This is a genomic window from Erwinia sp. E602 (genome assembly GCF_018141005.1).
In the GTDB taxonomy this organism is placed as follows: Bacteria; Pseudomonadota; Gammaproteobacteria; order Enterobacterales; family Enterobacteriaceae; genus Erwinia.
The window spans coordinates 4,277,670-4,302,303 of the sequence record NZ_CP046582.1 but is presented as its reverse complement, the minus strand read 5'-3'; the positions used below and the strand labels follow the sequence as shown (position 1 = coordinate 4,302,303).

Here is a 24,634-nt window from a genome sequence, read left to right as displayed (position 1 = left end):
ATGATGCGATGACGGTAACTTTTTCAGGATGTAACGACCAGAGTTGATGACTGAAATGCAGAAAATTAAGAAGATTTAAGGCGAATGCGGGGCTCTGGCGGACCGATGCTGATGCCAGAGTCAGAGTCAGAGTCAGAGTCAGAGTCAGAGTCAGAGTCAGAGTCAGAGTCAGAGTCAGAGTCAGAGTCCATGTCGGTGGCGACTGCGATGGAGGTGAAGCTATCGGTGAGACAAGTATTGCGGCACTGACAGGGAGCAGAGCCGGTGTCACCCGGCCCGACTCCGGACGACTACAGCACCAGGTGACCCACCAGGAAGCCAAACGCCACTGAAAGCACGATCGCCAGCGTGCCGGGGATCAGGAACGAGTGGTTAAACACAAAACGTCCGATGCGCGTTGAGCCGGTGTCGTCCATCTCTACCGCCGCCAGCAGCGTCGGGTAGGTTGGCAGCACAAACAGCGCGGAGACTGCGGCAAAGGAAGCGACGGCGGTGAGGGGAGACACGCCCAGCAGCAGCGCGGCGGGCATCAGCGCCTTGGTCGTGGCGGCCTGCGAGTAGAGCAGGGTGGAGGCGAAGAACAGTACCACCGCCAGCATCCACGGATAGTCGTTGAGCAGCTGGCCGGCCGCGCCCTGGATTTCGCTGAGGTGCGCCTTCACGAAGGTATCCCCCAGCCAGGCGACGCCCATTACGCAGATGCAGGCGCTCATGCCCGATTTGAAGGTGCTGGCGCTGAGGATCTCGCCGCAGTCAATTTTGCAGCAAAAGCAGATTAGCATCGCCACCGTCAGCATAAACACCACGATCGCCTCGTTACGCGGCAGCACCGGGTTGCTGATTAGCCCTACCGCATCGCTGATCGCGGTGGCGTAACCGACTACCGCGATAATGCCGAGCAGGAACAGCATCACGGCGCGTTTCGCACCGGGCTTCGCTTCGAACTTGCTGGCACCGCGCAGGGTGATTTCGCCCTTTGCCAGCCGCGCCTGATACACCGGGTCATCCTTCAGCTCTCCGCCGAGGAAGCTGGTCACCAGCGCCGCCAGAAATATTGCCACCATGGTGGAGGGGATCGCCACCGCCAGCAGCGCCAGGTAGCTGATGCCTTTCGGCTCCAGCAGCGCGGCCATAAATACCACCGCCGCGGAGATTGGCGAGGCGGTAATGGCGATCTGCGACGCGACTACGGCGATCGACAGCGGGCGCGACGGACGCACGCCCTGCTCTTTAGCCACTTCGGCGATCACCGGCAGGGTGGAGAAAGCGGTGTGCCCGGTGCCGGCCAGCAGCGTCATACCGTAGGTGACCAGCGGTGCCAGCAGGGTGATATAGCGCGGATGGCGGCGCAACAGGCGTTCCGCCAGGCTGACCAGGTAATCCATACCGCCGGCGATCTGCATCGCGGCAATCGCGGCGATCACCGCCATAATGATTTCAATCACGTCGAAGGGGATGGCCCCGGGTTTGATTTGAAAACCCAGCGTTAATACCAGCACGCCAAATCCGCCGGCAAAGCCGATGCCGATACCCCCTAACCGGGCACCCAGCCAGATGGCGATCAGCACCACCATTAACTCGGGAAACAACATAGTCCGCGCTCCTTAAAAATATTGAAAATAAAAGGTTAAAAATCTGTATCGGGCAAAAAGAAAAAGGGCACGTGGTGATAAACCTACGTGCCCTTGAGCATTATTCGCGCTGACTGTTATTCGTTGTCATCGGTGTAGCGTTTGGCTTTGTACACCGGGAACATCAGGTTCTGGGTGGAGAAGATGTCGTCCAGCTCGCTTTCGGTCAGCAGACCGCGCTCCAGCACCACTTCCCGCACGCTCTTACCGGTTTCCGCACAAATTTTACCGACGATGTCACCGTTGTGGTGGCCGATATACGGGTTAAGGTAAGTCACGATGCCGATCGAGTTAAACACGTAGGCTTCACACACCGCACGGTTGGCGGTGATGCCGTCGATGCATTTCTCCAGCAGGTTGTGGCAGGCGTTGGTCAGGATATGGATCGACTCAAACAGCGCCTGACCAATCACCGGTTCCATTACGTTCAGCTGCAGCTGACCGGCTTCGGAGGCCATGGTGACGGTGATGTCGTTGCCGATCACCTTGAAGCACACCTGATTGACCACTTCCGGCACCACCGGGTTAACCTTGGCGGGCATGATCGAGGAACCTGCCTGCAGCTCTGGCAGGTTGATTTCGTTCAGGCCAGCGCGCGGGCCGGAGGAGAGCAGGCGCAGGTCGTTACAGATTTTCGACAGTTTCACCGCCAGGCGTTTCAGCGAGCTGTGCACCATCACGTAGGCACCGCAGTCGGAAGTGGCTTCGATCAGATCTTCCGCCGGCACGCACGCCAGGCCGCTGACTTCCGCCAGCTTCTGCACCGCCAGCTGCTGATAGCCATCCGGGGTGTTCAGGCGGGTACCGATAGCGGTGGCGCCGAGGTTCACTTCCAGCAGCAGTTCGCCGGTGCGCAGAATGCTGCGGATCTCTTCGTTCAGCAGCACGTTGAACGCGTGGAACTCCTGGCCGAGGGTCATCGGTACCGCGTCCTGCAGCTGGGTACGGCCCATCTTAAGGATGGTGTCGAACTCCACCGCTTTACGCTGGAAGCCTTCGCTCAGTTTGCCAATCGCCTCCAGCAGCGTCAGGATCGAGCTGTAGACCGCGATGCGGAAACCGGTCGGGTAGGCATCGTTGGTGGACTGGCATTTATTGACGTGGTCATTCGGGTTGAGGAACTGGTATTCCCCTTTCTGGTGACCCATCAGCTCCAGGCCGATGTTAGCCAGCACTTCATTGGTGTTCATGTTGACCGAGGTGCCTGCGCCGCCCTGATAGACGTCGATGGGGAACTGGTCCATGCATTTGCCGTTCAGCAGCACTTCATCGCAGGCGCTGATAATGGCGTTTGCCACGTTGCGCGGGATGGTTTGTAATTCTTTGTTGGCCAGCGCAGCCGCTTTTTTCACCATCACCATGCCGCGAACGAACTCGGGGATGTCACTGATCTTGCTGTTACTGATGTAGAAATTTTCAATCGCACGCAGAGTATGAACACCGTAGTAGGCATCGGCCGGTACTTCGCGGATACCTAACAGGTCTTCTTCGATACGAATGTTATTAGCCATGAGAACCTTCTTGTCAGAACTGCCGGAAAATCATCACAATTTAAGCGCCTGCAACGCAAAATCTCAGTCACCGGCTGACGGCCAGGGCAATGCCCATCCTGCGCACCCCCCTTGTCTAAAATGTCAGCAACAATCACCATATTTCTGCTGCGTTACGGGGTATTACCGGGCCGTGGAACACCGGTAGCAACATTTTATCCGTTTGCCAGCACGCCAGCACGATCATATTCGGCTACAGTGCAAAAGCGTAACGCAGATCACTTAAATGATGGCGCGCGTGAACCCGTTACCATCATAGGTGATAGCCGCGACAAAAGGATCCGGCGAATGAATTTCCACATATCCGGTTGAAAACGGCACCGGTCGTGCCCATCTCTTATACTCAGGATCGTGACGATCGCCATTTTATGCTGTTCTGCCTCAGGCGGAGCGGCAACAAATACAGGAGAGACCGGTGCGCTGGTTACCGTTGTTAGTTATTTTTGCCCTGGTGTGGATCGAGATTTCGCTCTTTATCCAGGTCGCCCACGTGCTGGGCGTACTGCTGACCATGCTGCTGGTGATTTTCACCTCCTGCATCGGTATCTCGCTGGTGAAGAACCAGGGCATGAAGAATTTCATGCTGATGCAGCAGAAGATGAACGCCGGTGAGAGCCCGGCCGCCGAGATGATTAAAAGCGTCTCGCTGGTGCTGGCGGGGTTCCTGCTGCTGCTGCCGGGCTTCTTCACCGACTTTATCGGGCTGCTGTTGCTGCTGCCGCCGGTGCAGAAGATCCTGACCTTACGGCTGATGCCACACCTGCGGGTGTGGGGCGGGGCGGGCACCCGCAGTGCCGGCTTTACCGTTGACGGTGAGTATCAGCGTAAAGAGACCCGCCTGATTGAGCATGACGACAGCGACGATAAACCACGCTAAATCCCTCAGTCGTTCTGCTGCGGCGCGCCCCTCAACCGGCGCGCCGTCTTTTTTTGTGTAGTTGTGCGCAAATAGACCAGAAAAACGCCGTTTTGCCGTAACGGTAAAAATTTTTATCGCCGGCCCTTGAAAGCCGCCCCCCCCGGCCCTATCTCATTCGTCACGAGGCCGGTTGCCCGTTGCCCGGTTCATCCCAACAATGCCTGATTGGACTTCTCAAAGGAGAGCTATCAATGAAAATTCGTCCATTACACGACCGTGTGATTGTTAAGCGTAAAGAAGTTGAATCTAAATCTGCTGGCGGCATCGTGCTGACCGGTTCTGCTGCGGGTAAATCAACCCGTGCGGAAGTTCTGGCAGTCGGTAACGGCCGCATCCTGGAAAATGGCGAAGTGAAGCCGCTGGACGTTAAGGTTGGCGACGTGGTGATCTTCAGCGAAGGTTACGGCGCGAAGACTGAGAAGATCGACGGCGAAGAAGTGCTGATCATCTCTGAAAACGACATCCTGGCGATCGTTGAAGCGTAATTAACGCGTAACTCACTGAACATAAAAATTTAAGGGAAGAGAGAAAATGGCAGCTAAAGACGTAAAATTCGGTAATGACGCGCGCGTAAAAATGCTGCGCGGTGTGAACGTACTGGCAGATGCAGTAAAAGTTACCCTGGGTCCGAAAGGCCGTAACGTGGTCCTGGATAAATCTTTTGGTGCACCGACCATCACCAAAGATGGTGTGTCTGTAGCGCGTGAAATCGAGCTGGAAGACAAGTTCGAAAACATGGGCGCACAGATGGTGAAGGAAGTCGCCTCTAAAGCGAACGATGCTGCCGGTGACGGCACCACCACCGCGACCGTACTGGCTCAGTCAATCATCACTGAAGGCCTGCGCGCAGTTGCCGCCGGCATGAACCCGATGGACCTGAAGCGCGGCATCGATAAAGCGGTTATCGCTGCGGTTGAAGAGCTGAAAAAACTGTCTGTCCCTTGCTCTGACTCTAAAGCCATTGCTCAGGTAGGTACCATCTCTGCTAACTCCGACGAAACCGTGGGCGAACTGATTGCTCAGGCGATGGAAAAAGTTGGCAAAGAAGGCGTGATCACCGTTGAAGAAGGCACCGGCCTGCAGGACGAGCTGGACGTGGTTGAAGGTATGCAGTTCGACCGTGGCTACCTGTCCCCGTACTTCATCAACAAGCCAGAAACCGGTGCAGTTGAGCTGGAATCTCCGTTCATCCTGCTGGCTGACAAGAAGATCTCCAACATCCGTGAAATGCTGCCAGTGCTGGAAGCCGTTGCTAAAGCCGGTAAACCACTGCTGATCATCGCAGAAGACGTGGAAGGCGAAGCGCTGGCGACTCTGGTCGTGAACACCATGCGCGGCATCGTGAAAGTGGCTGCGGTTAAAGCCCCTGGCTTCGGCGATCGCCGTAAAGCGATGCTGCAGGATATCGCTGTGCTGACCGGTGGTACCGTGATCTCTGAAGAGATCGGCATGGAGCTGGAAAAAGCCACCCTGGAAGATCTGGGTCAGGCTAAACGTGTGGTGATCAACAAAGACAACACCACCATCATCGACGGTACCGGCGACCAGGCGAACATCTCTGGCCGCGTTACCCAGATCCGTCAGCAGATCGAAGAAGCGACCTCTGACTACGATCGTGAAAAACTGCAGGAGCGCGTAGCGAAACTGGCAGGCGGCGTAGCCGTACTGAAAGTTGGCGCAGCAACTGAAGTTGAGATGAAAGAGAAGAAAGCCCGCGTTGAAGATGCCCTGCACGCAACCCGTGCAGCGGTAGAAGAAGGCGTGGTTGCCGGTGGTGGCGTGGCGCTGGTGCGCGTAGCCTCTAAACTGGGCGAACTGCGTGGTCAGAACGAAGACCAGAACGTCGGTATCAAAGTTGCACTGCGTGCAATGGAATCTCCACTGCGTCAGATCGTATCTAACGCCGGTGAAGAGCCATCTGTTGTGGCCAACACCGTGAAAGCGGGTGAAGGCAACTACGGCTACAACGCGCAGACCGAAGAGTACGGCGATATGATCGCTTTCGGTATCCTGGATCCAACCAAAGTGACCCGTTCTGCCCTGCAGTACGCGGCCTCTGTGGCTGGCCTGATGATCACCACCGAGTGCATGGTTACCGACCTGCCGAAGGGTGATGCACCAGACCTGGGCGCAGGCGGTGGTATGGGTGGCATGGGTGGCATGGGCGGCATGATGTAATCGCCCTGTTCCCGGTCGTTTGCCGGGAATACACCTGAACGGCCTGCCAGTCTATGACTGGCAGGCCGTTTGCTTTTGTGCGCCGGGTGCCGATAAGCTCTGTTTCTCTTTTACCGGCTAAAAAGGTATAAGTAAGAGCACAGATTACCACCTGACCAATAGCGGCCAGCGTAAGGCAAAGAATGAACAGGACTTTTCTTAGATTTCTGTTACGCTTCGGCCTGACTCAGATGAAAAAACATGGGGATTAAAATGCGTATCAAGGTTCTGGGACTCTCGTTTGCCGCCGTGATGCTGGCGGGTTGCAGCAGTTCGTCCAACGGTCTGTCGGCCGCCGGGCAGCAGGTCAGCTTTGTCGATCAGCAGCCGTCCAGCCAGTGCCAGCTGTTGGGTAACGTTACCGGCAGCCAGAGCAACTGGTTTACCGGCACCGGTGGTGAAGGCAGCTCGCTGCGCGGCGCGGCCAACGATCTGCGTAACCGTGCGGCAGAGCTGGGCGGTAACGTGATTTACGGCGCAACCAGCCCAACCCAGAACATCTGGTCAAGCTTCGCCCCGCTGGACAGCAAAATGAGCGGTCAGGTGTATAAGTGCCCATAACGGCACTCATCTGAAGACTGTCAGGTTGTCTTCTCGCCTGTTGACGCTGTGACAGGCTCCCTTCGCTTTACGTTCAGAGTTGCCTGTTGGTCGCCTGTTGGCTGGGGGGCCAGCTCAGGGAGCCTGTACACTGCGCAAAGACGCAAAAAACGTCATCCCTGACAGCTCAGCGCGGGCCTTCCCTGGCCCGCGATGCTTTGCTCCGTGTACAGGCTCCCATCGCTTAACGTTCTGCGTTGTCTGCTCTGCTGGTAGCCTGTTGGCGCTTGTGGGGTGACATACTGAGGAAGCCACACCCCAACTATCGGGCAATCGGGTATATCCGGAACGCCGGGCACCGGAACCGGCAGCAACCTCTCGCAGCGCGTACCGGGTGTCTGCTGGCTCAGGGCACTGGCACTATTCCTGGCGCAGCTGCAAATCTAACGGCGTTTTGCTGGGCTCTCCGCCGATTTCCCGCGCCAGCTTTGGCACCATATAGCCGGACACTTTTGCCAGCAGCTCACGCACGATAGCGCGCGCCTGTACGTCGGAAACGTAGAAGTGGGCTGCGCCCTGCACCTTATCCAGCACGTGCAGATAGTAGGGCAGGATGCCGGCGTCAAACAGCGCATTGCTCAGCGCCGCCAGCGTGGTGGCATCGTCATTGATGCCGCGCAGCAGCACGCTCTGGTTGAGCAGCGTGACCCCGGCGCGCTTCAGCATGCGCATACCGTCGCGCAGCTCGTCGTCGATCTCGTTGGCGTGGTTGATATGGGTAACCATCAGCACCTGCAGCCGCGACTGCGCCAGCCGCTGGCACAGCGCTTCGGTGATGCGTTTTGGAATAACCACCGGCAGGCGGCTGTGAATGCGCAGCCGTTTCAGGTGCGGGATCTGCTCCAGTTCGCCGATCAACCAGTCCAGCTCGTGATCTTTCGCCATCAGCGGGTCACCGCCGGAGAAAATAATCTCATCCAGTTCCGGCTGCTGTCGGATATACTCTAGCGCCTGCTGCCAGTTACGCTTGTTGCCCTGATTATCCGCATAGGGAAAATGGCGGCGGAAGCAGTAACGACAGTTAACGGCGCAGCCGCCCTTAACCAGTAACAGCGCACGATTGCGATATTTATGTAACAGACCCGGCACCACGCTGCTCTGCTCATCGAGCGGGTCGGTACTGTAACCCGGCGCGTCGACAAACTCCTGCTGTGAGGTGATCACCTGCAGCAGTAAAGGATCGTGCGGATCGCCCCTTTGCATGCGTGCCGCAAACGCGCGCGGCACCCTGAGTGCGAAAAGACGACGGGCACCGGCACCAGAAGCCAGCTCCGGGTGGTTTTGCAGCGCTAAAAGCTGCAATAATTCATCGGGATCGGTGATTACATCGGCAAGTTGATGTAACCAATCTTCTCGGACGGGGGGTTTTAGGGTTACAATGTGTGCCATTTTTTTGGCTTAGTACCAGTAATAAATTGTAGAGGGCCTTTATGGCGACTTATTCTAGCAACGATTTCCGTCCCGGTCTTAAAATCATGTTCGAAAGCGAGCCTTATGCGATCGAATCAAGCGAGTTCGTTAAGCCAGGCAAAGGCCAGGCATTCGCTCGCGTTAAAATGCGTCGCCTGCTGACCGGTACCCGCGTTGAGAAAACCTTCAAGTCTACCGACTCTGCTGAAGGCGCTGACGTGGTTGATACCAACCTGAACTACCTGTACAACGACGGTGAGTTCTTCCACTTTATGCACCCGGAAACCTTCGAACAGCACCCTGTTGAAGAGAAAACCGTTGGCGAAGCGGCAAAATGGCTGCTGGACAACGCCGAGTGCATCGTGACCCTGTGGAACGGCCGTCCTATTGCCGTGCAGCCACCGAACTTCGTTGAGCTGGAAATCACCGATACTGACCCAGGCCTGAAAGGCGATACTGCCGGTACCGGCGGCAAGCCAGCCACCCTGAGCACCGGCGCCGTGGTTAAAGTGCCACTGTTCGTGCAGATTGGTGAAGTGATTAAAGTTGATACCCGTTCTGGCGAATACGTTTCACGCGTTAAATAAGCCTGAATTCGCAGAGCCCGGCGTCGCCGGGCTTTGAGTCCTGCTCTGTTCCCGCCCGGTTTCTTCATCCTGTTCACATTTCCTCCCGCTCCGCCAGGCGCACGGGAAAATTACGGCTATGCTTTAACTGCTGTACTTTAACTCTGAATAAAAGGACATTGTTATGAAGAAAAGTATTCTTGCTGTAATTTCTGTGCTGCTGCTCTCATCGGTATTAACCGCCTGTAACACCACGCGTGGTGTGGGTGAAGACGTTGAGGCCGGTGGCAAAGCCATTCAGAAAAGCACCCAGTAAACAGTTTGACGGGCCGGTGCCTGCGCACCGGCCATGCTGGCTAGAGCTGGCGAACCCAGATCAGTTTATCCACCTCGAATCCTGCTCCGCGTGCCTTAGCCACCAGCTCCGCTTTTACCCCGGCATCCATCTGCGGCGTACGCGATAAAATCCACAGATAGTCACGGTTTGGCCCACAGATCAGCGCATGCTGATAGTTTTTATCCAGCGCGATAACGTTATAGCCGCCGTAAAACGGCCCAAAGAACGACACCTTCAGCGCCGCCCGGTCCGTTGGCCCGGTGAAGTAGGCTTTACCTTCACTTTCCTGCCAGCGCTGTTTCTTCACATTATAACCGCGGTTAACCACCTTCAGCCCGCCGTCATCACGCTTGCTGTAGCTGGCGGTGACCTGCTCCAGCCCGCGCTCAAAACGGTGATCCAGCCGGGCGATCTCATACCAGCGTCCGAGGTAGCGCTCGCTGTCAAAGTTATTGACCGGCGTCACGCCCTGCGGAGGGGTGGGGGCGCAGGCCACCGACAGCAGCGCACCGGCGCCCGCGGTAAGCATTTTCCACAGTGACATAAATCCTTCCTTTTCTTGATTATTTTTTTGAGTATAGCGGCTGCTGGCAAAAACAGCTCTCCGCACCGCGCACGGCGGCAGCGCTTTATATGTCGCGCAGAATTGTGTGTTGCAGCACGGACAGGTAGACTTCCTGCCCCTGACTGATTCCGGAGTAGAAAAGATGAGCGATACGGCCAGCTGGATGCCAAGTGCACCCATCGCCAATTTATTAAAGCGTGCGGCGATTATGGCTGAAATCCGGCGCTTCTTTGCCGATCGTGGCGTGCTGGAAGTAGAAACCCCGGCGATGAGCCAGGCGACGGTGACCGACGTTCATCTGTTCCCTTTTCAGACACGGTTTGTCGGGCCAGGAGCCTCCGACGGGCTCGATCTCTATCTGATGACCAGCCCGGAATACCATATGAAGCGCCTGCTGGCGGCGGGCAGCGGCCCGATCTATCAGCTGTGCCGCAGTTTTCGTAATGAAGAGATGGGGCGTCACCATAACCCGGAATTCACCATGCTGGAGTGGTATCGCCCGCACTACGATATGTACCGCCTGATGAACGAGGTGGACGACCTGCTGCAGCAGGTGCTGGAGTGCGCGCCGGCGGAAACGCTCTCCTATCAGCAGGCGTTTTTGCGCCATCTGGAGCTTGACCCGCTCTCTGCCGATAAGGCGCAGCTGCGTGAAGCGGCGGAGAAGCTGGGAGCAGGGGATCTGGCCCACCGCGAAGAGGATCGCGATACGCTGCTGCAGCTGCTGTTTATGCTCGGCGTGGAGCCGCAGATTGGCCTGGATAAGCCGGCGTTTGTCTATCACTTCCCGGCTACCCAGGCGTCGCTGGCGGAGATCAGTACCGAAGATCACCGGGTGGCGGAACGTTTTGAGGTCTACTTCAGGGGAATGGAGCTGGCCAACGGCTTCCGCGAACTGACCGACAGTCGCGAACAGCGTATGCGCTTTGAGCAGGATAACCGCAAGCGCGCCGCCGCCGGCCTGCCGGTGCAGCCGGTGGATACCAATCTGCTGGATGCGCTGAGCCACGGCATGCCGGAGAGCTCCGGCGTGGCGCTGGGCGTCGATCGTATCGTGATGCTGGCGCTGAAGGCCGAACAACTCAGTGAAGTGATTGCGTTCAGCGTCGATCGCAGCTGACGCCAGCAGAAATAAGTGAGGCGCGGACAATCGCGCCTCACTAAAACACCTGCCCAAAACGCCCGACGGGCGCTGCTCAGCGGCGGCTATTCCGCGGCAGCATTGCGGCCATCCCGGTTACAGTCCACCTGATTTGTAGTTGCGTGCCGCCGGCGCACCGTTGCTGGCCGGCGTTTTGCGACCCAGCGTCTCCATACGCACCTGGAACGGTGGGAACGGCATCTCCAGATTGTGCTCCTGATAGCCGCGCAGGATCAGCTGATGCAGCTCATGGCGCAGCGGCATGCGGTGGCCCATCTCGGCGGCGTGAATACGCAGCTCAAACAGCTGAATACCCTGCTGCAGGTCCACCAGGAAGGCTTCCGGCGGCGGCGTGTCCAGCACGTATGAGCAGCGCTGTGCCGCCGTCATCAGCACGTTGGTCACTTCCTCACTGTTGGCCTCGGCAGACGCCGGAATGGTCAGCACCACGCGGGTCACCGAGTCCGACAGCGACCAGTTGACGAACTGCTCGGTGATAAAGGCCTTGTTCGGCACGATAATCTCTTTGCGGTCCCAGTCGGTGATGGTGGTGGCACGGGTGTTGATGCGGGTGATGCTGCCGGTCAGATCGCGGATGGTCACGGTATCGCCGATACGGATCGGTTTCTCAAACAGGATAATCAGGCCGGAGACGAAGTTAGCGAAGATCTCCTGCAGCCCGAAGCCCAGCCCCAGCGTTAAACCCGCCACCAGCCACTGCAGCTTCGACCAGTCAACGCCGATCATCGAGAAGCCGACCAGCCCGCCCACCAGCACCAGCACATATTTGGTGATGGTGGTGATAGCGTAGCCGGTGCCCGGCGTCAGGCTGATGTGCTGCAGCAGCGCCAGCTCAAGCAGGGCGGGCATATTGCGCACCAGCTGAGTGGTGATAATCAGCACCAGAATCGCGATCAGCACCGAACCGAGGGTGATCGGTTGCAGGCTCTCAACGCCCTGCACGGTGGTGCTGACGTCCCACAGGCGGATGTTTTCGAGGAAGCCAAACGCCGAGTGGATCTCTGACCACAGCACGATCACCGACACCAGCGCGATTAACGTCAGGATCGAACGCACCAGCCGCAGCGACTGGGCGCTGATCGCATCGAGATCGATCACCGGCTCTTCAACATCGATGCTGTCCGCCGCGCTCTGCTGGGCGGCCAGATCCTCTTCGCCGCGCGCGCGCTGGGCGAGGATCTCTGCACGGCGCTGGCGGGCGCGGTCAAAGGCGATTTTACGCCGCTGGATCAGCATCCAGCGGCGGATAATGTGGTAGATCACCAGCAGCAGGAACCAGATCGCCACCGAGGTCTCTAACCGCGCCAGCAGCGCCTGGGCGGTAGCCAGATAGCCGATGCACGAGGCCAGTGCCGCCACCAGCGGGATGGCGATCATCACGTTCCACAGGATGTTATTGATCACGTTCTCGCCGTTGCCCTCTTTATCAAGGTGCAGCGGGATGCCGGCGCGTTTCAGGCTGACGGTCACCAGGCTCAGCGCGCCGCAGATCAGAATAAAGCAGACGCGGCCCAGCGTCGGTGAGAACTGGCGCTCTTCGAGGTTGTCGAAGGCGATCAGCAGCATGATCAACGGCACGACCAGCCCGACGCACAGCGTGTAGAAGCGCATCGCCCGCGCCACGCGGGCCTGCGGCCAGCGGAAGTGGACGATAAACAGCCCCTGCGAACGGGCAAAGGTGGCGCTGATCATAAATGCCCACAGCAGCGGGACGCTGGCGGTGACGCCGTCGCCAATCGCTACCGCCAGCGGATAGGGCCAGGCGTGCTGTAAGCCGTAGCCCAGCGCCGCCCACAGCACCGGCAGCGGCAGCGCCACCAGGATCGACCAGAAGACGGTGCGCAGCGTCAGGCTGAAGTGGTCCAGCGTCACCTTGCCGACCTTGCCGGACGCCCGTTCGAGGAAGCGGCGGAAGTGGCGGCGTGAGCTGAGGCTGAAGCCGACCAGCAGCACGGCACCGAGCAGCGGCAGCACCGTCTCCCGGCTGGTGACCATCATCACCAGCGCGCCGCCCAGCTGGCCCAGCGTATCCAGCGACAGCAGCTTCTGCAGGTCGCGCGCCAGATCCAGCGGGAAGCTGAAGCCGATAGCGCTGACGTCGGCGGTCCAGAACAGGTAGCGGTGGGCGGCCTCTTTCACTTCGTTCAGCGCGTCCACCAGCTGGGTGTTGCCGACCTTCAGCTTGGTCACTTCCAGAATCAGATTGTCGCAGCCGGAGAGCAGCGAGGTCAGCAGCTCGCGCTGGGTTTTCAGCTGCGCGTCAAGAATGCGCCGCTGCTCTGTGGTCAGGTTACTGTTGTCGTCCTGGCGCAGCTGGCGCAGCGTCTGCTGGTGTTCCAGCAGATCCTCATACTTCAGACGCTGGACGCGCAGCTCACCCATTTCGCTGTCCAGCTGCTGCGGTTTCGGTATATCCGGCAGGCGGGCGACCTGCGCGCGCAGCGCTTCACCGAGCACGTTAGAGACGCCCAGCCACTGCGACTGTTCACGAATGGTGCTCAGCGCCTGGCGCACCTGCAGGGTCTGGTTGGCGGCGGTGCGCTGCTGCGAGGCCACCAGGTCCAGCCGCTGCGCCTGTTGGTTCAGCGCGGCGGAGAGCTCGCGGTTGACGCGGAACTGCTCGGCAATCCCGGCAGGCAGGTCGCCGCTGTTCTCCGCCAGCTGTTCGGTGCGGGCCAGCGCGGTTTCGGCTTCCCGCTGGCGCTGGCTGTTCTGCAGGTTACGCAGATCCTGCAGGTAGCTGTCCATCTGGCTGGCGGTGCGCTGGTGCACCTCGGCACGCATCCGCGCCAGCTCCTGACGGTTGTTGGCGGAGAGCTGCGCCAGCTCCAGCTCATCCACCCGCGCCTTCTGTGCGGCAGATTCCGCCTGACGGGCGGCTAACTGAGCCTGGCCCAGCGGCGTGTTGGCTGTGGGTTGCCCCTGCAGGCGGCGTTCGATCTCGTTCAGGCTGCGGCGGGCTTCGCTCTGCTGCTGCGGCAGCTGCGAAAGCGAATCGCTGATCTCCCGGGCGCGATCCTGCTCCTGCTGCGCCTGGCGGCGCTCCTCCAGCAGCTGGCTGCTCACCTGCAGGATCTCCTGATCCAGCTCGGCGGCGCTCATACTGGCGCGGGGCGCTTTACTGCCGTCGGTCAGTCCGGCAATCTGCTGACGCAGTTCGCGGGTCAGTTTCGGGAAGTCGTCGATAACCTGCTGGTATTCGGCAGTACGCGCCAGCGACTGCTTACGCTCGTCCAGCGCGTTAAGGGTGGACTGCAGCGCTTCGACCCGATCGGTCTGGCCGGCGGCGGATTTATCGGCTTTGGCTTCTTCAAGCTGCTGCCCGACCTGTGTAGCATCGGGCAGGCTGGCGGCGTACACCGGCTGGAGCAGGCTCCAGCCGAGTAACAGGGCAGGGATCAGACGTAACATGGCGGCCTGCTATGGGTGGTGGAGAACATCTTCCGCACTCTCTTTTTGCAGTGCAATGGCCAGCGGTTCGCCGAGGCGGGTTTTGCTCTCCGCCGCCAGGCTTTCTGCCAGCTGGACTTTGCCCGCGGCGAACAGGTTAATCACCGTAGAACCGAGCTTGAAGCGGCCCATCTCCTGGCCTTTCAGCAGCACCACGGAGCCCTCTTCTTCGGCACCCGGCCAGCTCCAGCGTTTGATCACGCCTTCACGCGGTGGGGTGACGGTACCGGCCCAGACGGTCTCAATGCTGCCGACGATGGTGGCACCGACCAGGATCTGCGCCAGCGGACCGAACTCAGTATCGAACAGGCAGATGACACGCTCGTTACGGGCAAACAGGTTCGGGATGTTCTGTGCGGTCAACGGATTCACCGAGTAGAGATCGCCCGGCACGTAGATCATCTCGCGCAGGATGCCGTTGCACGGCATATGCACGCGGTGATAGTCGCGCGGTGCCAGATAGGTGGTGACGAACTCGCCGTCACGGAACAGATCCACCATCGCGGCCTGACCGGCCAGCAGCGCTTCCAGCGAGTAGGTATGGCCTTTGGCCTGGAAAATCTGGTCGCCTTCAATGCGGCCCAGCTGGCTGATGGCACCGTCTGCCGGCAGGATCAGCTGGTTAGGATCGGTATTCAGCGGGCGGGCATCGTCGCGCAGCGGGCGGACGAAAAAGTCGTTAAACGTGCGATAGCTGGCGGTATCCGGCTTCTGCGCCTCTTTCATATCGACCTTATAGAACCAGACGAAAGCGTCGATCACCGCTTTCGTCAGCCAGCCGGCGCGTTTGCTGGCTCCCCAGCCGGCCAGTTCAGTCAGGGCTTGTTTCGGCAGTAAGTTATTCAGGCCGAGTTTAATACGATCTAACACGTGAGCCTCCTGGCTTAAGACAGCAAAAGAGAAAAGGGGGCGGATTGTAGCAGCGCCGGGGGGTTAAGGCTATGGCCGCCCCGGCAGCGCCGTCAGTCTTTGTCGCTGGTGAAATTGCGGCGGGTTTTTGCCTGCACTTCAGCCATCGTTTCCAGAATCTGGTGATAGTTGACGAAGCGGGACTCGTCGATCTCGCCTTTATCTACCGCTTCGCGGATGGCACAGCCTGGATCGGTGTCGTGCTTGCAGTCGCGGAATTTACAACCACCCAGATAGTCACGGAATTCGACAAATCCGCGGGTGATTTGTTCCGGCTCCAGGTGCCATAAACCGAATTCACGCACGCCAGGGGAGTCGATCACGTCACCACCGTGCGGGAAGTGATACAGGCGCGAAGCGGTGGTGGTGTGCTGGCCGAGGCCAGAGACGTCTGACACGTCGTTGGTCAGGATCTCATTGTTACCCAGCTCCAGCCCCAGCAGCGCGTTCAGCAGGCTGGATTTACCGACGCCGGACTGGCCGGCAAAGATGCTGATACGGCCAGCCAGCGCCTGCTCCAGCTCGGCCAGGCCCTCTTTGCGGTAGCTCGATACCATCAGCACCGGGTAGCCGATATGGCGGTAGATATTCATCTGCTCGTCGACAAAGGCGCGGGCTTCGTCGTCCAGCAGGTCGGTTTTATTCAGCACCAGCAGCGGTTCGACGCCCAGCGTTTCGCAGGCCACCAGATACCTGTCGATAATGTTCAGCGACAGCTCCGGCAGAATCGCCGACACCACCACAATCTGGTTAATGTTGGCGGCAATCGGTTTTACGCCGTCGTAAAAGTCCGGACGGGTCAGCACCGAGGTGCGCTCGTGTACGGCTTCAACAATGCCTTTGACCGTGGCACCGCCCTCAACACCGGGGCGCCACAGCACGCGGTCGCCGGTGACCAGCGAACGAATGGTCCGGCGGATATTACAGCGGTGCACCGAACCGTCCGCGTCTTCAACGTCGGCATGCATACCAAAACGGCTGATCACCACGCCATCACGTGCTTCACCAAACAGGCTGTCATCCGGCTCGGGTTTATCGGCACGCTGCTTCAGGCGACGATCGTGGTTGGCACTCACGCGACGTTGCTGACCTTTGGATAGTTTGTTTTTAGTCACTGTTCCTCACACGGTTACGGCATATTTCGCCCTTCGCGGGCAAAACGTCTATCATACACGCTAAATTGAGACAATGCCGCTCTGGCTACCGTGAGACGCACTATGACTGCTAATGCAAATAATCTGATTTGGATCGATCTTGAGATGACCGGGCTGGACCCGGAGCAGGATCGTATTATTGAGATCGCCACTCTGGTGACCGATGCCGACCTGAACATTCTCGCGGAGGGGCCGGTGTTTGCCGTGCATCAGTCGGACGCTCAGCTGGCGCTGATGGACGAGTGGAACGTACGTACCCACACCAACAGCGGCCTGGTTGAGCGGGTTAAGGCCAGCCAGTTTGACGATCGCGCCGCCGAGCTGGCGACCATTGAGTTCCTCAAACAGTGGGCACCGGCCAATACCTCCCCGATCTGTGGCAACAGCATCGGCCAGGATCGCCGTTTCCTGTTCAAATATATGCCGGAGCTGGAAGCGTACTTCCATTATCGCTATCTGGACGTGAGCACGCTGAAAGAGCTGGCGCGCCGCTGGAAGCCGGAGATCCTGCCCGGTTTTAAAAAGCAGGGCAGCCACCAGGCGATGGACGACATCCGCGAGTCGGTGGCCGAACTGGCTTACTACCGCGAGCACTTTATTCAGTTGTAAGCGGCCGTGCAACGAAAGGCTGACGCGCGCGCGAAGCGAGGGAGGTGGCGGCGTAAGGCCCGGACTGAATGGCGCGTGCCGCGCTTCATTCATCCTGAGTCAGAAAATGACTCAGGATGGTGGAAAAACAGCCGATCGAACGGTTTTATGAAAGTTTTTTTGCACGAGGGGTTGCAGGGGTAAGGAAACTCCGTATAATGCGCTCCCCGTACCGGTCAGAAAATTACATCGGTACGACCCCTGCGGGAATAGCTCAGTTGGTAGAGCACGACCTTGCCAAGGTCGGGGTCGCGAGTTCGAGTCTCGTTTCCCGCTCCAGATTAATCCGGTAGATTGTAGTCTGCCGGATGCGAAAGAAGGTCCCTTCGGGGGCCTTTTTTTGTTTCTCAGCCACAGCGCTGTGCCATCCGCTATCTGCGTGCATCAGGCACTGGCGTAACGACGCATTCAGGGCATGAAGTGGTTAAACGGGCGATGCGGCCACCGCCCGTCCCTTAACGTCTGCGCTTATTTCGCGTCTTTCAGCAGCTGGTAAATCCGCTGCGCCTGGTTGCGGTAGGTAGTGATACCACCGGAGCCGTAAATCTCCTGCGCGTTCAGGTAGATGATGCGGTTGTTTTTGGCGGCATCGGTTCCTTTCACATCGGCATTATCCAGCAGTTTTCTTGCGTTGCTGTAGCCAGGGCTTTTGCCGAGCACCGAGTCGCGGTCAATCACAAAGATCCACTGCGGATTGGCTTTGGCGATACGCGCGCTGTCGATCACTTCGCCGAAGCGGCTGTTGTGGGTTAACGGCGTCGCATCCTTAAAGCCGATAAAGTCGGTGATAAAGCCATATTTGCCGCCGCTGCCGTAGCCCATCAGCTTATCGCCGGTGGTGAGGATGGTCATCGCCGTGCCGGCCTTCTCCGCCAGCGGGCGCACCTTATTCACATCTTCTTCCAGCGCCTTAATCGCAGCTTCGGCCTGCGGTTGCCTGTCGAACAGTTCGCCCAGCGAGCGGGTACGCTGTTCCAGGCTCTGCAGCAGATGGGCGTGATCGAGTGTCATTTCCAGCGTTGGCGCAATTTCACGGAACTTGTCGGTGGATTCAAAGGCGCGCTCACCGCCGATGATCAGATCCGGCTTCTCTTTACGCAACGTCTCGAAGTCCGGCTTAAACGGATTACCGGCGTTGTAGTAAGGGCCGGACTCATACTGGCTGAGGAACGGCGGGAAGCTGCCTTTTTTCTGTGGCAGCGACAGGCCGGAAACCTTCACGCCCAGCACGTCGAGGATCTCCAGTATTGCCAGATCGTAGACCACCACGTTTTTTGGGTTCTTCTTGATGGTCTGGGTGTTAATGCTGTCGGTTATCGCCACGCTGTCGGAAGCGGTGGAAGCTGCAGCAGGGATAGCGGCGGTGGCGGCGGTGGTGAAACCGGCACCGGCGGTCAGTAACAGGCAGCTGGCGAGGCAGGCACGGGTTAAACGATGTAGAGGCATTATAGTCACATCCTATGTAAGTGTAATTGATAATCGTTCTCAATAAATAATACGGATTTCGTTCAGGATGTACAGCGCTCAGGTTTACCCGGCGGAAATGGTGAGAATTTCGCCGTAACCTGGCGAAACTGGAGGTTTTTATAGCAGTCAGCACGGATAGGTGAAAAAAGCCGTTATCAGGGCTTGCCAGCGCCGCCCCGGCACGCCATAATAGCGCCCATTCCTGATTCAGGAATTAAAAGATGAATCTAATCAAACAATTACCAAATGTTTGATTGCACCACCCAAGCGGGAATAGCTCAGTTGGTAGAGCACGACCTTGCCAAGGTCGGGGTCGCGAGTTCGAGTCTCGTTTCCCGCTCCAAATTTTTCGCCGTCGGTTACGCCGGCAGGCGAGTGAAAAAAGGACCTTCGGGTCCTTTTTTCGTTTCTGCATGATGCTTATCCTTCGCCTCATTCTCTTTGCTGCCGACATTCCCCGGCCTGCTGTGTTTTCGTGAAGCCGGGCACTGAGTGGTGCTTTACGCGAGCCGATTGCAGAGACAGATGCGGAGAAAATGTGGAATCATCTAACTCTGATGAGCAAACTGTTGCCCTGGATCGCCAGATTTTTGCGCAACACGATATTTTTTCAAAACTCCGCTTGCCACTCCAGCCAAAGAGGTCCATAATAGCGACCTCCTCTCCGGAATGGCGAGGTAAAAGTTATAAAAATCAATAAGTTACACGTTGATTTGCGCAGTAAAGCAGCATCACTTCTAAGCGGGAATAGCTCAGTTGGTAGAGCACGACCTTGCCAAGGTCGGGGTCGCGAGTTCGAGTCTCGTTTCCCGCTCCAGATAATAAACTTTCTCAATACGCAGCATAATTATCCACAGCGCCGGGCGCCGTGCGGTGGTCTTGTCGATCCGGATAGTGAAAAATCGTAAACAGAGTTATCCACAGCTTACGCTGGCAGTGGTTTTTTCCACGATCTCAGTAAATTCTTACATATTCTGCGTAACATACTGTTTTTATTATTATTGTTAATGTTTCATTCTGTTATGCAGATCGCTTGTGCTTTTTTTCCCGGTTGAATGACAACGCTTTTTTAATTTTATTCACAGCGTGTGGATAGTTTTCGCGTGGCTGAAATTCGTCACCTTGCGCAATTAAGCATCACGCGGTAATCCTTTCTCTATTACCCGTACCAGGCGTTTTTGCTGGCTGGTTTGCACCTCTACCGCATTTTCCTCCCGGCGGGCCAGCTGTTGGGCGATAGCCCACGCAATATGCTCATCCAGCAGCGTGTTTTCGCCGCGGCGGCTTTCCAGCGCCTGCAGGTGGTGTTCATCCCACGGTGCGTTACCCAGGGCGACGGCAATATTGCGCAACCAGCGCAGATGACCAATCCGGCGAATGGCCGAGCCTTCGGTGATGCGCAGGAATTTAGCCTCATCCCAGGCAAACAGCTCGGTCAGCGGCGGCGCGTGCAGCACCGCGCGCGGGCTGAAATCATCTTCATCTGTCAGCTGGCCATAGCGGTTCCACGGGCAGATCAGCTGGCAGTCGTCGCAGCCGTAGATGCGGTTGCCGATCAGCGGGCGGAACTCTTCCGGGATCGCCCCTTCCAGCTCGATGGTCAGATAGGAGATGCAGCGACGCGCGTCTACCGTGTAGGGTTCGACGATGGCACCGGTCGGGCAGGTGGTCATGCAGGCGACGCAGCGGCCGCAGTTTTCCTCCACCGGACTGTCAATCGGCAGCGGCAGGTCGATCAGCAGTTCCCCTAAGAAAAACCACGATCCGGCTTCACGGTTTAAGATCAGCGAGTGTTTACCGGTCCAGCCCAGCCCGGCTTTGGCCGCCAGCGGGCGCTCCAGCAGCGGGGCCGAGTCAACAAACGGCCGGAACTGCGCGTCGCCGCAGCGCTCAAGGATCATATCACCGAGCTTTTTCAGGCGATTGCGCAATACTTTGTGGTAGTCGCGGCCCAGCGCGTAGCGGCTGACGTAGCCCAGACGGGGGTTTTTCAGCGTGCTGGCAAAGGCGGCTTTGGCCGGCAGATAGTTCATACGAACGCTGATCACCCGCAGGGTGCCGGGCAGCAGTTCGTGGGGGCGGGCGCGCATCATACCGTGGCGCGCCATCCAGTCCATCTCGCCGTGGTATTGTTTATCCAGCCACGCCTGCAGGCGCGGCTCCTCCAGCGTTAAATCGGTATCGGTGATACCGACCTGCTGAAAGCCGAGTTCAAGCCCCCACTGTTTAATATCCCGGGCGAGTTGATGGAGATCGAGAGGATGCGACATGAATAACCTGAACCAGCTGGAAGACCCGTTAAGTTTACCTGAATCTGTCTGGCCTGTGGAGGCGATTGCCCGGCTGGAGCGCGAAGGGGCGGACAGCCTGGGTTTGACGCTGTATGAACTGATGCAGCGCGCCGGGCAGGCGGCGTTCAGCGCACTGCAGCGCCTGTGGCCCGATAGCCGTCACTGGCTGGTGCTGTGTGGCCACGGTAATAACGGTGGCGACGGCTATGTGGTGGCGCGGCTGGCGCAGGCAGCGGGCATCAGCGTGACGCTGCTGGCGGTGGAGAGTGATACGTCGCAGCCCGAGGAAGCCCGGCAGGCACGGGAAGCCTGGCGGGCGGCGGGCGGTGTGATCCACGCAGCATCGGCGGCCTGGCCGCAGAGTGTGGACGTTATCGTCGATGCGCTGCTCGGTAGTGGGCTGAACCGCGCCCCTGCTGAACCTTACGCGCGGCTGATTGAGCGGGCAAACGGCCATCCGGCCCCGGTATTTGCCGTGGATGTGCCCTCAGGGTTAGCGGCCACTACCGGTACAACGCCCGGTGCGGCGATTATCGCTACGCATACGCTAAGCTTTATCGCCCTTAAGCCCGGGCTACTGACCGGAAAAGCGCGCGACTACCGGGGCCGGCTGCATTATCACCCGCTGGGACTGGAAGCATTCCTGGCCAGTCAGCCTCCCGCCATCGCCCGCTTTGACGCAACGCACCTCACGCGCTGGCTGCAGCCGCGCAAAGCCACCTCACACAAAGGCGATCACGGTAAGCTGCTGGTAATCGGCGGCGATCACGGCACGGCGGGTGCTATACGTATGGCCGCTGAAGCGGCGCTGCGCACAGGATCAGGCCTGGTGCGAGTGCTTACTCACAAAGATAATGTGGCGCCGCTGCTGACCGCCCGCCCGGAACTGATGGTGCAGGAGCTGGACGCACAGACGCTGGATGACGGCCTGGAATGGGCCGATACGATCGTCATCGGTCCGGGACTGGGACAGCGCGACTGGGGTAAAAAGGCCTTAAAGAAGGTCGAAAACTCAAACAAACCGATGCTTTGGGATGCCGATGCGCTTAACCTGCTGGCAATCAGCCCCGATAAACGTCAAAATCGCATTATTACGCCACATCCGGGTGAAGCGGCGCGTTTGCTGAACAGTAACGTTAGCGAAATTGAGAGTGACCGCTTACTTGCGGCACAGCGCCTGGCGAAACGCTATGGCGGCGTGGTGGTGCTGAAAGGTGCCGGCACACTGATTGCCGGGCCGCAGGGGGCGCTGGCGATTGCCGATGTCGGCAATGCCGGCATGGCCAGCGGCGGCATGGGCGATGTGTTATCCGGTATTATTGCCAGCCTGGCGGGGCAAGGGCTCTCACTGTTTGATGCAGCCTGCGCGGGCTGTGTCGCGCACGGCGCAGCGGCAGACGCGGTAGCACGGCGCTATGGTACGCGTGGTATGCTGGCAACCGATCTGTTCTCCTGGCTGTATCTGTTTGTTAATCCTGAGATGTCGAATATAAAAGAATGATGACCTGTGTAATCGCGTTGCCCGATGAGGCAGCAACTCTCGCAATGGGTGCCCGGCTGGCCCGCGCCTGTGATGGCGCGGCGACCCTCTATCTTTATGGCGATCTCGGTGCAGGAAAAACCACCTTCAGCCGTGGATTCCTGCAGGCGCTGGGGCATCAGGGCAACGTAAAAAGCCCGACCTATACGCTGGTGGAGCCCTACGTGCTGCCCGATCGCCGCGTCTATCATTTTGACCTGTACCGCCTTGCCGATCCGGAAGAGCTGGAATTTATGGGCATCCGTGACTACTTCGGTGACGACAGTATCTGTCTGGTCGAGTGGCCGCAGCAGGGCACCGGCGTACTGCCTGAACCCGATCTCGAACTGCATCTCAGCTACCAGGGCCACGCGCGCCAGGCCGAGCTGCGTGCCCGCTCGGCTAACGGTGAGCAGATGCTGCAGCAGTTCGCGCGCGCGGAGGGGGAAGCATGAGGCAGGTGAAGTCCTGGCTGATGCTGGCGCTGCTGTGCTGCACCTTCAGTACGCTGGCGGCCAATCTTTCGGATATTCAGGTGGCTAACGGCAGCAACGAAGCCACGGTAAAACTCAGCTTTGCCGGGCAGCCGGTGTACGCCTTTTTCCCGTTGCATAACCCGGAGCGGGTGGTGCTGGATATCCGCCAGAGCGGCGTGGTGAAGGGGCTACCGCTCGAATTTAGCGGCGAGAACCTGGTTAAACGCATCCGCTCCAGCGAGGCGAAAGACAGCCAGAGCATCCGTCTGGTGTTTGAGCTGACGGAGGCCGGTAAAACCCGCGCGGTGACCCAGCGCAACGGCAGCACTTATAACGTGGTGTTTACCATCAGCAGCCGCCAGCCGGCGAAACCGGCCGCACGTCCGGCCCCGGTCAGCAGCGCGGGTACCTCACGTCCGGCACCGGTCAGCAGTGAACCGGCGAAAAATCCGTTTGGCGCAAATCCGGTGACCACCGTCACCAGCGGTAACCAGGTCGCACGTCCGCGTACCTCCCGTGCCAGCAGCAGCGATGTGGCGATCGTGGCGATTGATGCCGGCCACGGCGGTCAGGACCCGGGTGCCATCGGGCCCAGCGGGCTAAAAGAGAAAAATGTTACCATCGCCATCGCCCGCAAGCTGAAAGAGCTGCTGAACGCCGACCCGATGTTTAAGGGGGTGATGACCCGCGACGGCGACTACTTTATCTCGGTGATGGGGCGTTCCGACGTGGCGCGCAAGCAGAATGCGAATCTTCTGGTATCGATCCATGCCGATGCCGCCCCCAGCCGTAGCGCGTCAGGTGCCTCAGTGTGGGTGCTGTCTAACCGTCGCGCCAACAGCGAAATGGCCGGCTGGCTGGAACAGCACGAGAAACAGTCGGAACTGCTGGGCGGTGCCGGCGACCTGCTGGCCAACAGCCAGGCAGACCCGTACCTCAGCCAGGCGGTGCTCGACCTGCAGTTTGGCCACTCACAGCGTGTAGGCTACGACGTGGCGGTAAAAGTGATTGCTCAGCTGCAGCGCGTCGGCGCGCTGCACAAGCGCCGACCGGAACATGCCAGCCTGGGCGTCCTGCGCTCGCCGGATATTCCTTCCCTGCTGGTGGAAACCGGCTTTATCAGCAACCCTTCGGAGGAGCGACTGCTTGGCAGTAGCGCATACCAGCAGAAGATTGCCGAGTCGATCTATAAAGGCTTGCGCAACTACTTCCTGGCGCACCCGCTACAATCCGTCCCAAAGGAGGAAAACCGACCGTTGCAGTCCGCAGCGGCGGTTAACGCAGAGCCTGAACCGGCCCCGGCTGGCACCGTCTACACCGGTGCCGTGCAGCGTCACGTGGTTAAGCGCGGGGAAACCTTGTCCGGTATCGCCGCGCAGTACGGTGCCAGCATGGCCACCCTGCGCGGTATGAATACGCTGAAGAAAGATGTGGTATGGGTGGGTCAGCGGCTGAAGGTGCCGGCGGGGGCGCAGACGGCCCGCGTGGTAACACAGGCAGCAAACCACGCCAGACCGAAACGCGCCCAGCGGCATAAGGTGGTGCGCGGTGACTCGCTGACGGCGATCGCGGCGCATTACGGCGTCAGCCCGCAGGCGATCCAGCAGGCGAATAAAATGAAGTCGCAGAACGTGATGCTGGGGCAGACGCTGACCATTCCGGCATCCTGAGCGGCTGAACGTGGAGGTTCCCGGTTTCTGCCGCCGGTTTCCTGGCCGGGTGCACACTGAGAAGATCCGGGCTGGCCCCCTTGCAGCCGCCCG

At 58.9% G+C, this 24,634-nt stretch carries 20 protein-coding genes and 3 tRNA genes; 14 read left to right on the top strand and 9 right to left on the bottom strand.

Annotated elements, in window-relative coordinates; all coding sequences use genetic code 11:
* Positions 1-290: 290 nt before the first annotated feature.
* Together GKQ23_RS21335 and aspA are read right to left on the bottom strand one after the other, a co-directional pair.
* Entirely contained in the window at positions 291-1,592 is a 1,302-nt protein-coding gene (locus GKQ23_RS21335; RefSeq protein WP_212409369.1) for an anaerobic C4-dicarboxylate transporter, read from the bottom strand.
* Positions 1,593-1,708: 116 nt separating this feature from the next.
* The gene (gene aspA, locus GKQ23_RS21330) at positions 1,709-3,142 is read right to left on the bottom strand and encodes an aspartate ammonia-lyase (protein ID WP_056235347.1); all 1,434 of its coding nucleotides are present in this window, start codon (positions 3,140-3,142) and stop codon (positions 1,709-1,711) included.
* A gap of 454 nt (positions 3,143-3,596) precedes the next feature.
* On the opposite strand from aspA, the gene GKQ23_RS21325 reads away from it, so the two are divergent.
* The 4 genes from GKQ23_RS21325 (at position 3,597) to GKQ23_RS21310 (ending at position 6,878) form a co-directional block, all read left to right on the top strand.
* The gene (locus GKQ23_RS21325; RefSeq protein ID WP_056235350.1) at positions 3,597-4,058 is read left to right on the top strand and encodes an FxsA family protein; all 462 of its coding nucleotides are present in this window, start codon (positions 3,597-3,599) and stop codon (positions 4,056-4,058) included.
* 233 nt (positions 4,059-4,291) lie between these two features.
* Positions 4,292-4,585, top strand: a complete 294-nt coding sequence (locus tag GKQ23_RS21320; RefSeq protein WP_056235352.1) for a co-chaperone GroES — start codon at positions 4,292-4,294, stop codon at positions 4,583-4,585.
* Positions 4,586-4,631: 46 nt separating this feature from the next.
* Positions 4,632-6,278 (top strand): chaperonin GroEL, encoded by a 1,647-nt coding sequence (groL, locus tag GKQ23_RS21315; protein WP_056235355.1) that lies wholly within the window; start codon positions 4,632-4,634, stop codon positions 6,276-6,278.
* A gap of 252 nt (positions 6,279-6,530) precedes the next feature.
* Positions 6,531-6,878, top strand: a complete 348-nt coding sequence (locus GKQ23_RS21310; RefSeq protein WP_056236363.1) for a DUF4156 domain-containing protein — start codon at positions 6,531-6,533, stop codon at positions 6,876-6,878.
* Between the two features lie 399 nt (positions 6,879-7,277).
* Here the strand turns inward: GKQ23_RS21310 and epmB are convergent, their stop codons facing one another.
* Entirely contained in the window at positions 7,278-8,306 is a 1,029-nt protein-coding gene (gene epmB / locus GKQ23_RS21305) for an EF-P beta-lysylation protein EpmB (RefSeq protein ID WP_212409368.1), read from the bottom strand.
* Between the two features lie 41 nt (positions 8,307-8,347).
* Here epmB and efp point away from each other — a divergent pair, with 41 nt between their 5' ends.
* Together efp and GKQ23_RS21295 are read left to right on the top strand one after the other, a co-directional pair.
* On the top strand, positions 8,348-8,914 hold the full coding sequence (gene efp / locus GKQ23_RS21300) for an elongation factor P (RefSeq protein WP_056235362.1): 567 nt from the start codon (positions 8,348-8,350) through the stop codon (positions 8,912-8,914).
* Positions 8,915-9,077: 163 nt separating this feature from the next.
* Complete coding sequence (locus GKQ23_RS21295) at positions 9,078-9,209, top strand: entericidin A/B family lipoprotein (RefSeq protein ID WP_056235364.1); 132 nt, start codon at positions 9,078-9,080, stop codon at positions 9,207-9,209.
* Between the two features lie 40 nt (positions 9,210-9,249).
* On the opposite strand, the gene GKQ23_RS21290 is transcribed toward GKQ23_RS21295, so the two are convergent.
* Positions 9,250-9,774 carry a lipocalin family protein gene (locus GKQ23_RS21290; protein ID WP_212409367.1) on the bottom strand — a complete coding sequence of 175 codons (525 nt, stop codon included), beginning with the start codon at positions 9,772-9,774 and terminating at the stop codon, positions 9,250-9,252.
* Between the two features lie 163 nt (positions 9,775-9,937).
* Between GKQ23_RS21290 and epmA the strand changes: the two genes are divergently transcribed.
* The gene (epmA, locus tag GKQ23_RS21285; protein WP_056235370.1) at positions 9,938-10,915 is read left to right on the top strand and encodes an elongation factor P--(R)-beta-lysine ligase; all 978 of its coding nucleotides are present in this window, start codon (positions 9,938-9,940) and stop codon (positions 10,913-10,915) included.
* Positions 10,916-11,032: 117 nt separating this feature from the next.
* Here the strand turns inward: epmA and mscM are convergent, their stop codons facing one another.
* From mscM to rsgA, 3 genes are all read right to left on the bottom strand, one after another.
* On the bottom strand, positions 11,033-14,368 hold the full coding sequence (mscM, locus tag GKQ23_RS21280) for a miniconductance mechanosensitive channel MscM (protein ID WP_056235374.1): 3,336 nt from the start codon (positions 14,366-14,368) through the stop codon (positions 11,033-11,035).
* 9 nt (positions 14,369-14,377) lie between these two features.
* Positions 14,378-15,277, bottom strand: a complete 900-nt coding sequence (asd, locus tag GKQ23_RS21275) for an archaetidylserine decarboxylase (protein WP_056235377.1) — start codon at positions 15,275-15,277, stop codon at positions 14,378-14,380.
* A 92-nt stretch (positions 15,278-15,369) separates the two neighbouring features.
* Positions 15,370-16,431, bottom strand: coding sequence for a small ribosomal subunit biogenesis GTPase RsgA (gene rsgA, locus GKQ23_RS21270; RefSeq protein WP_056235380.1), 1,062 nt, complete (start codon positions 16,429-16,431; stop codon positions 15,370-15,372).
* 102 nt (positions 16,432-16,533) lie between these two features.
* Here rsgA and orn point away from each other — a divergent pair, with 102 nt between their 5' ends.
* Together orn and GKQ23_RS21260 are read left to right on the top strand one after the other, a co-directional pair.
* A complete protein-coding gene (gene orn, locus GKQ23_RS21265; protein WP_056235383.1) occupies positions 16,534-17,079 on the top strand; it encodes an oligoribonuclease in 546 nt (181 codons plus the stop codon).
* Positions 17,080-17,321: 242 nt separating this feature from the next.
* Positions 17,322-17,397: transfer RNA gene (locus tag GKQ23_RS21260), tRNA-Gly, on the top strand.
* A gap of 189 nt (positions 17,398-17,586) precedes the next feature.
* Here the strand turns inward: GKQ23_RS21260 and GKQ23_RS21255 are convergent.
* Positions 17,587-18,564, bottom strand: a complete 978-nt coding sequence (locus tag GKQ23_RS21255; RefSeq protein WP_212409366.1) for a siderophore ABC transporter substrate-binding protein — start codon at positions 18,562-18,564, stop codon at positions 17,587-17,589.
* A gap of 288 nt (positions 18,565-18,852) precedes the next feature.
* On the opposite strand from GKQ23_RS21255, the gene GKQ23_RS21250 reads away from it, so the two are divergent.
* Positions 18,853-18,928: transfer RNA gene (locus GKQ23_RS21250), tRNA-Gly, on the top strand.
* Between the two features lie 398 nt (positions 18,929-19,326).
* Positions 19,327-19,402 (top strand) — tRNA-Gly (locus GKQ23_RS21245).
* Positions 19,403-19,715: 313 nt separating this feature from the next.
* On the opposite strand, the gene queG is transcribed toward GKQ23_RS21245, so the two are convergent.
* On the bottom strand, positions 19,716-20,855 hold the full coding sequence (queG, locus tag GKQ23_RS21240; RefSeq protein WP_101506118.1) for a tRNA epoxyqueuosine(34) reductase QueG: 1,140 nt from the start codon (positions 20,853-20,855) through the stop codon (positions 19,716-19,718).
* Here queG and nnr point away from each other — a divergent pair.
* The 3 genes from nnr to amiB are packed head-to-tail and all read left to right on the top strand — an operon-like array spanning position 20,854 to position 24,541.
* Positions 20,854-22,377, top strand: coding sequence for a bifunctional ADP-dependent NAD(P)H-hydrate dehydratase/NAD(P)H-hydrate epimerase (nnr, locus tag GKQ23_RS21235; RefSeq protein ID WP_212409365.1), 1,524 nt, complete (start codon positions 20,854-20,856; stop codon positions 22,375-22,377). The genes queG and nnr overlap by 2 nt on opposite strands.
* Positions 22,374-22,850, top strand: a complete 477-nt coding sequence (gene tsaE / locus GKQ23_RS21230) for a tRNA (adenosine(37)-N6)-threonylcarbamoyltransferase complex ATPase subunit type 1 TsaE (protein WP_056235394.1) — start codon at positions 22,374-22,376, stop codon at positions 22,848-22,850. Before nnr ends, tsaE begins: the two co-directional genes overlap by 4 nt.
* A complete protein-coding gene (gene amiB / locus GKQ23_RS21225) occupies positions 22,847-24,541 on the top strand; it encodes an N-acetylmuramoyl-L-alanine amidase AmiB (protein WP_101506116.1) in 1,695 nt (564 codons plus the stop codon). The genes tsaE and amiB overlap by 4 nt, the downstream gene beginning before the upstream one ends.
* The last annotated feature ends 93 nt before the right edge of the window (positions 24,542-24,634 follow it).

Bases quoted from the DNA above. Each gene is read 5' to 3' on its own strand.
- GKQ23_RS21335 (WP_212409369.1), bottom strand. From the start codon at position 1,592: ATGTTGTTTCCCGAGTTAATGGTGGTGCTGATCGCCATCTGGCTGGGT.
- aspA (WP_056235347.1), bottom strand. From the start codon at position 3,142: ATGGCTAATAACATTCGTATCGAAGAAGACCTGTTAGGTATCCGCGAA.
- GKQ23_RS21320 (WP_056235352.1), top strand. From the start codon at position 4,292: ATGAAAATTCGTCCATTACACGACCGTGTGATTGTTAAGCGTAAAGAA.
- groL (WP_056235355.1), top strand. From the start codon at position 4,632: ATGGCAGCTAAAGACGTAAAATTCGGTAATGACGCGCGCGTAAAAATG.
- GKQ23_RS21310 (WP_056236363.1), top strand. From the start codon at position 6,531: ATGCGTATCAAGGTTCTGGGACTCTCGTTTGCCGCCGTGATGCTGGCG.
- epmB (WP_212409368.1), bottom strand. From the start codon at position 8,306: ATGGCACACATTGTAACCCTAAAACCCCCCGTCCGAGAAGATTGGTTA.
- efp (WP_056235362.1), top strand. From the start codon at position 8,348: ATGGCGACTTATTCTAGCAACGATTTCCGTCCCGGTCTTAAAATCATG.
- GKQ23_RS21295 (WP_056235364.1), top strand. From the start codon at position 9,078: ATGAAGAAAAGTATTCTTGCTGTAATTTCTGTGCTGCTGCTCTCATCG.
- GKQ23_RS21290 (WP_212409367.1), bottom strand. From the start codon at position 9,774: ATGTCACTGTGGAAAATGCTTACCGCGGGCGCCGGTGCGCTGCTGTCG.
- epmA (WP_056235370.1), top strand. From the start codon at position 9,938: ATGAGCGATACGGCCAGCTGGATGCCAAGTGCACCCATCGCCAATTTA.
- mscM (WP_056235374.1), bottom strand. From the start codon at position 14,368: ATGTTACGTCTGATCCCTGCCCTGTTACTCGGCTGGAGCCTGCTCCAG.
- orn (WP_056235383.1), top strand. From the start codon at position 16,534: ATGACTGCTAATGCAAATAATCTGATTTGGATCGATCTTGAGATGACC.
- GKQ23_RS21255 (WP_212409366.1), bottom strand. From the start codon at position 18,564: ATGCCTCTACATCGTTTAACCCGTGCCTGCCTCGCCAGCTGCCTGTTA.
- nnr (WP_212409365.1), top strand. From the start codon at position 20,854: ATGAATAACCTGAACCAGCTGGAAGACCCGTTAAGTTTACCTGAATCT.
- queG (WP_101506118.1), bottom strand. From the start codon at position 20,855: ATGTCGCATCCTCTCGATCTCCATCAACTCGCCCGGGATATTAAACAG.
- tsaE (WP_056235394.1), top strand. From the start codon at position 22,374: ATGATGACCTGTGTAATCGCGTTGCCCGATGAGGCAGCAACTCTCGCA.
- amiB (WP_101506116.1), top strand. From the start codon at position 22,847: ATGAGGCAGGTGAAGTCCTGGCTGATGCTGGCGCTGCTGTGCTGCACC.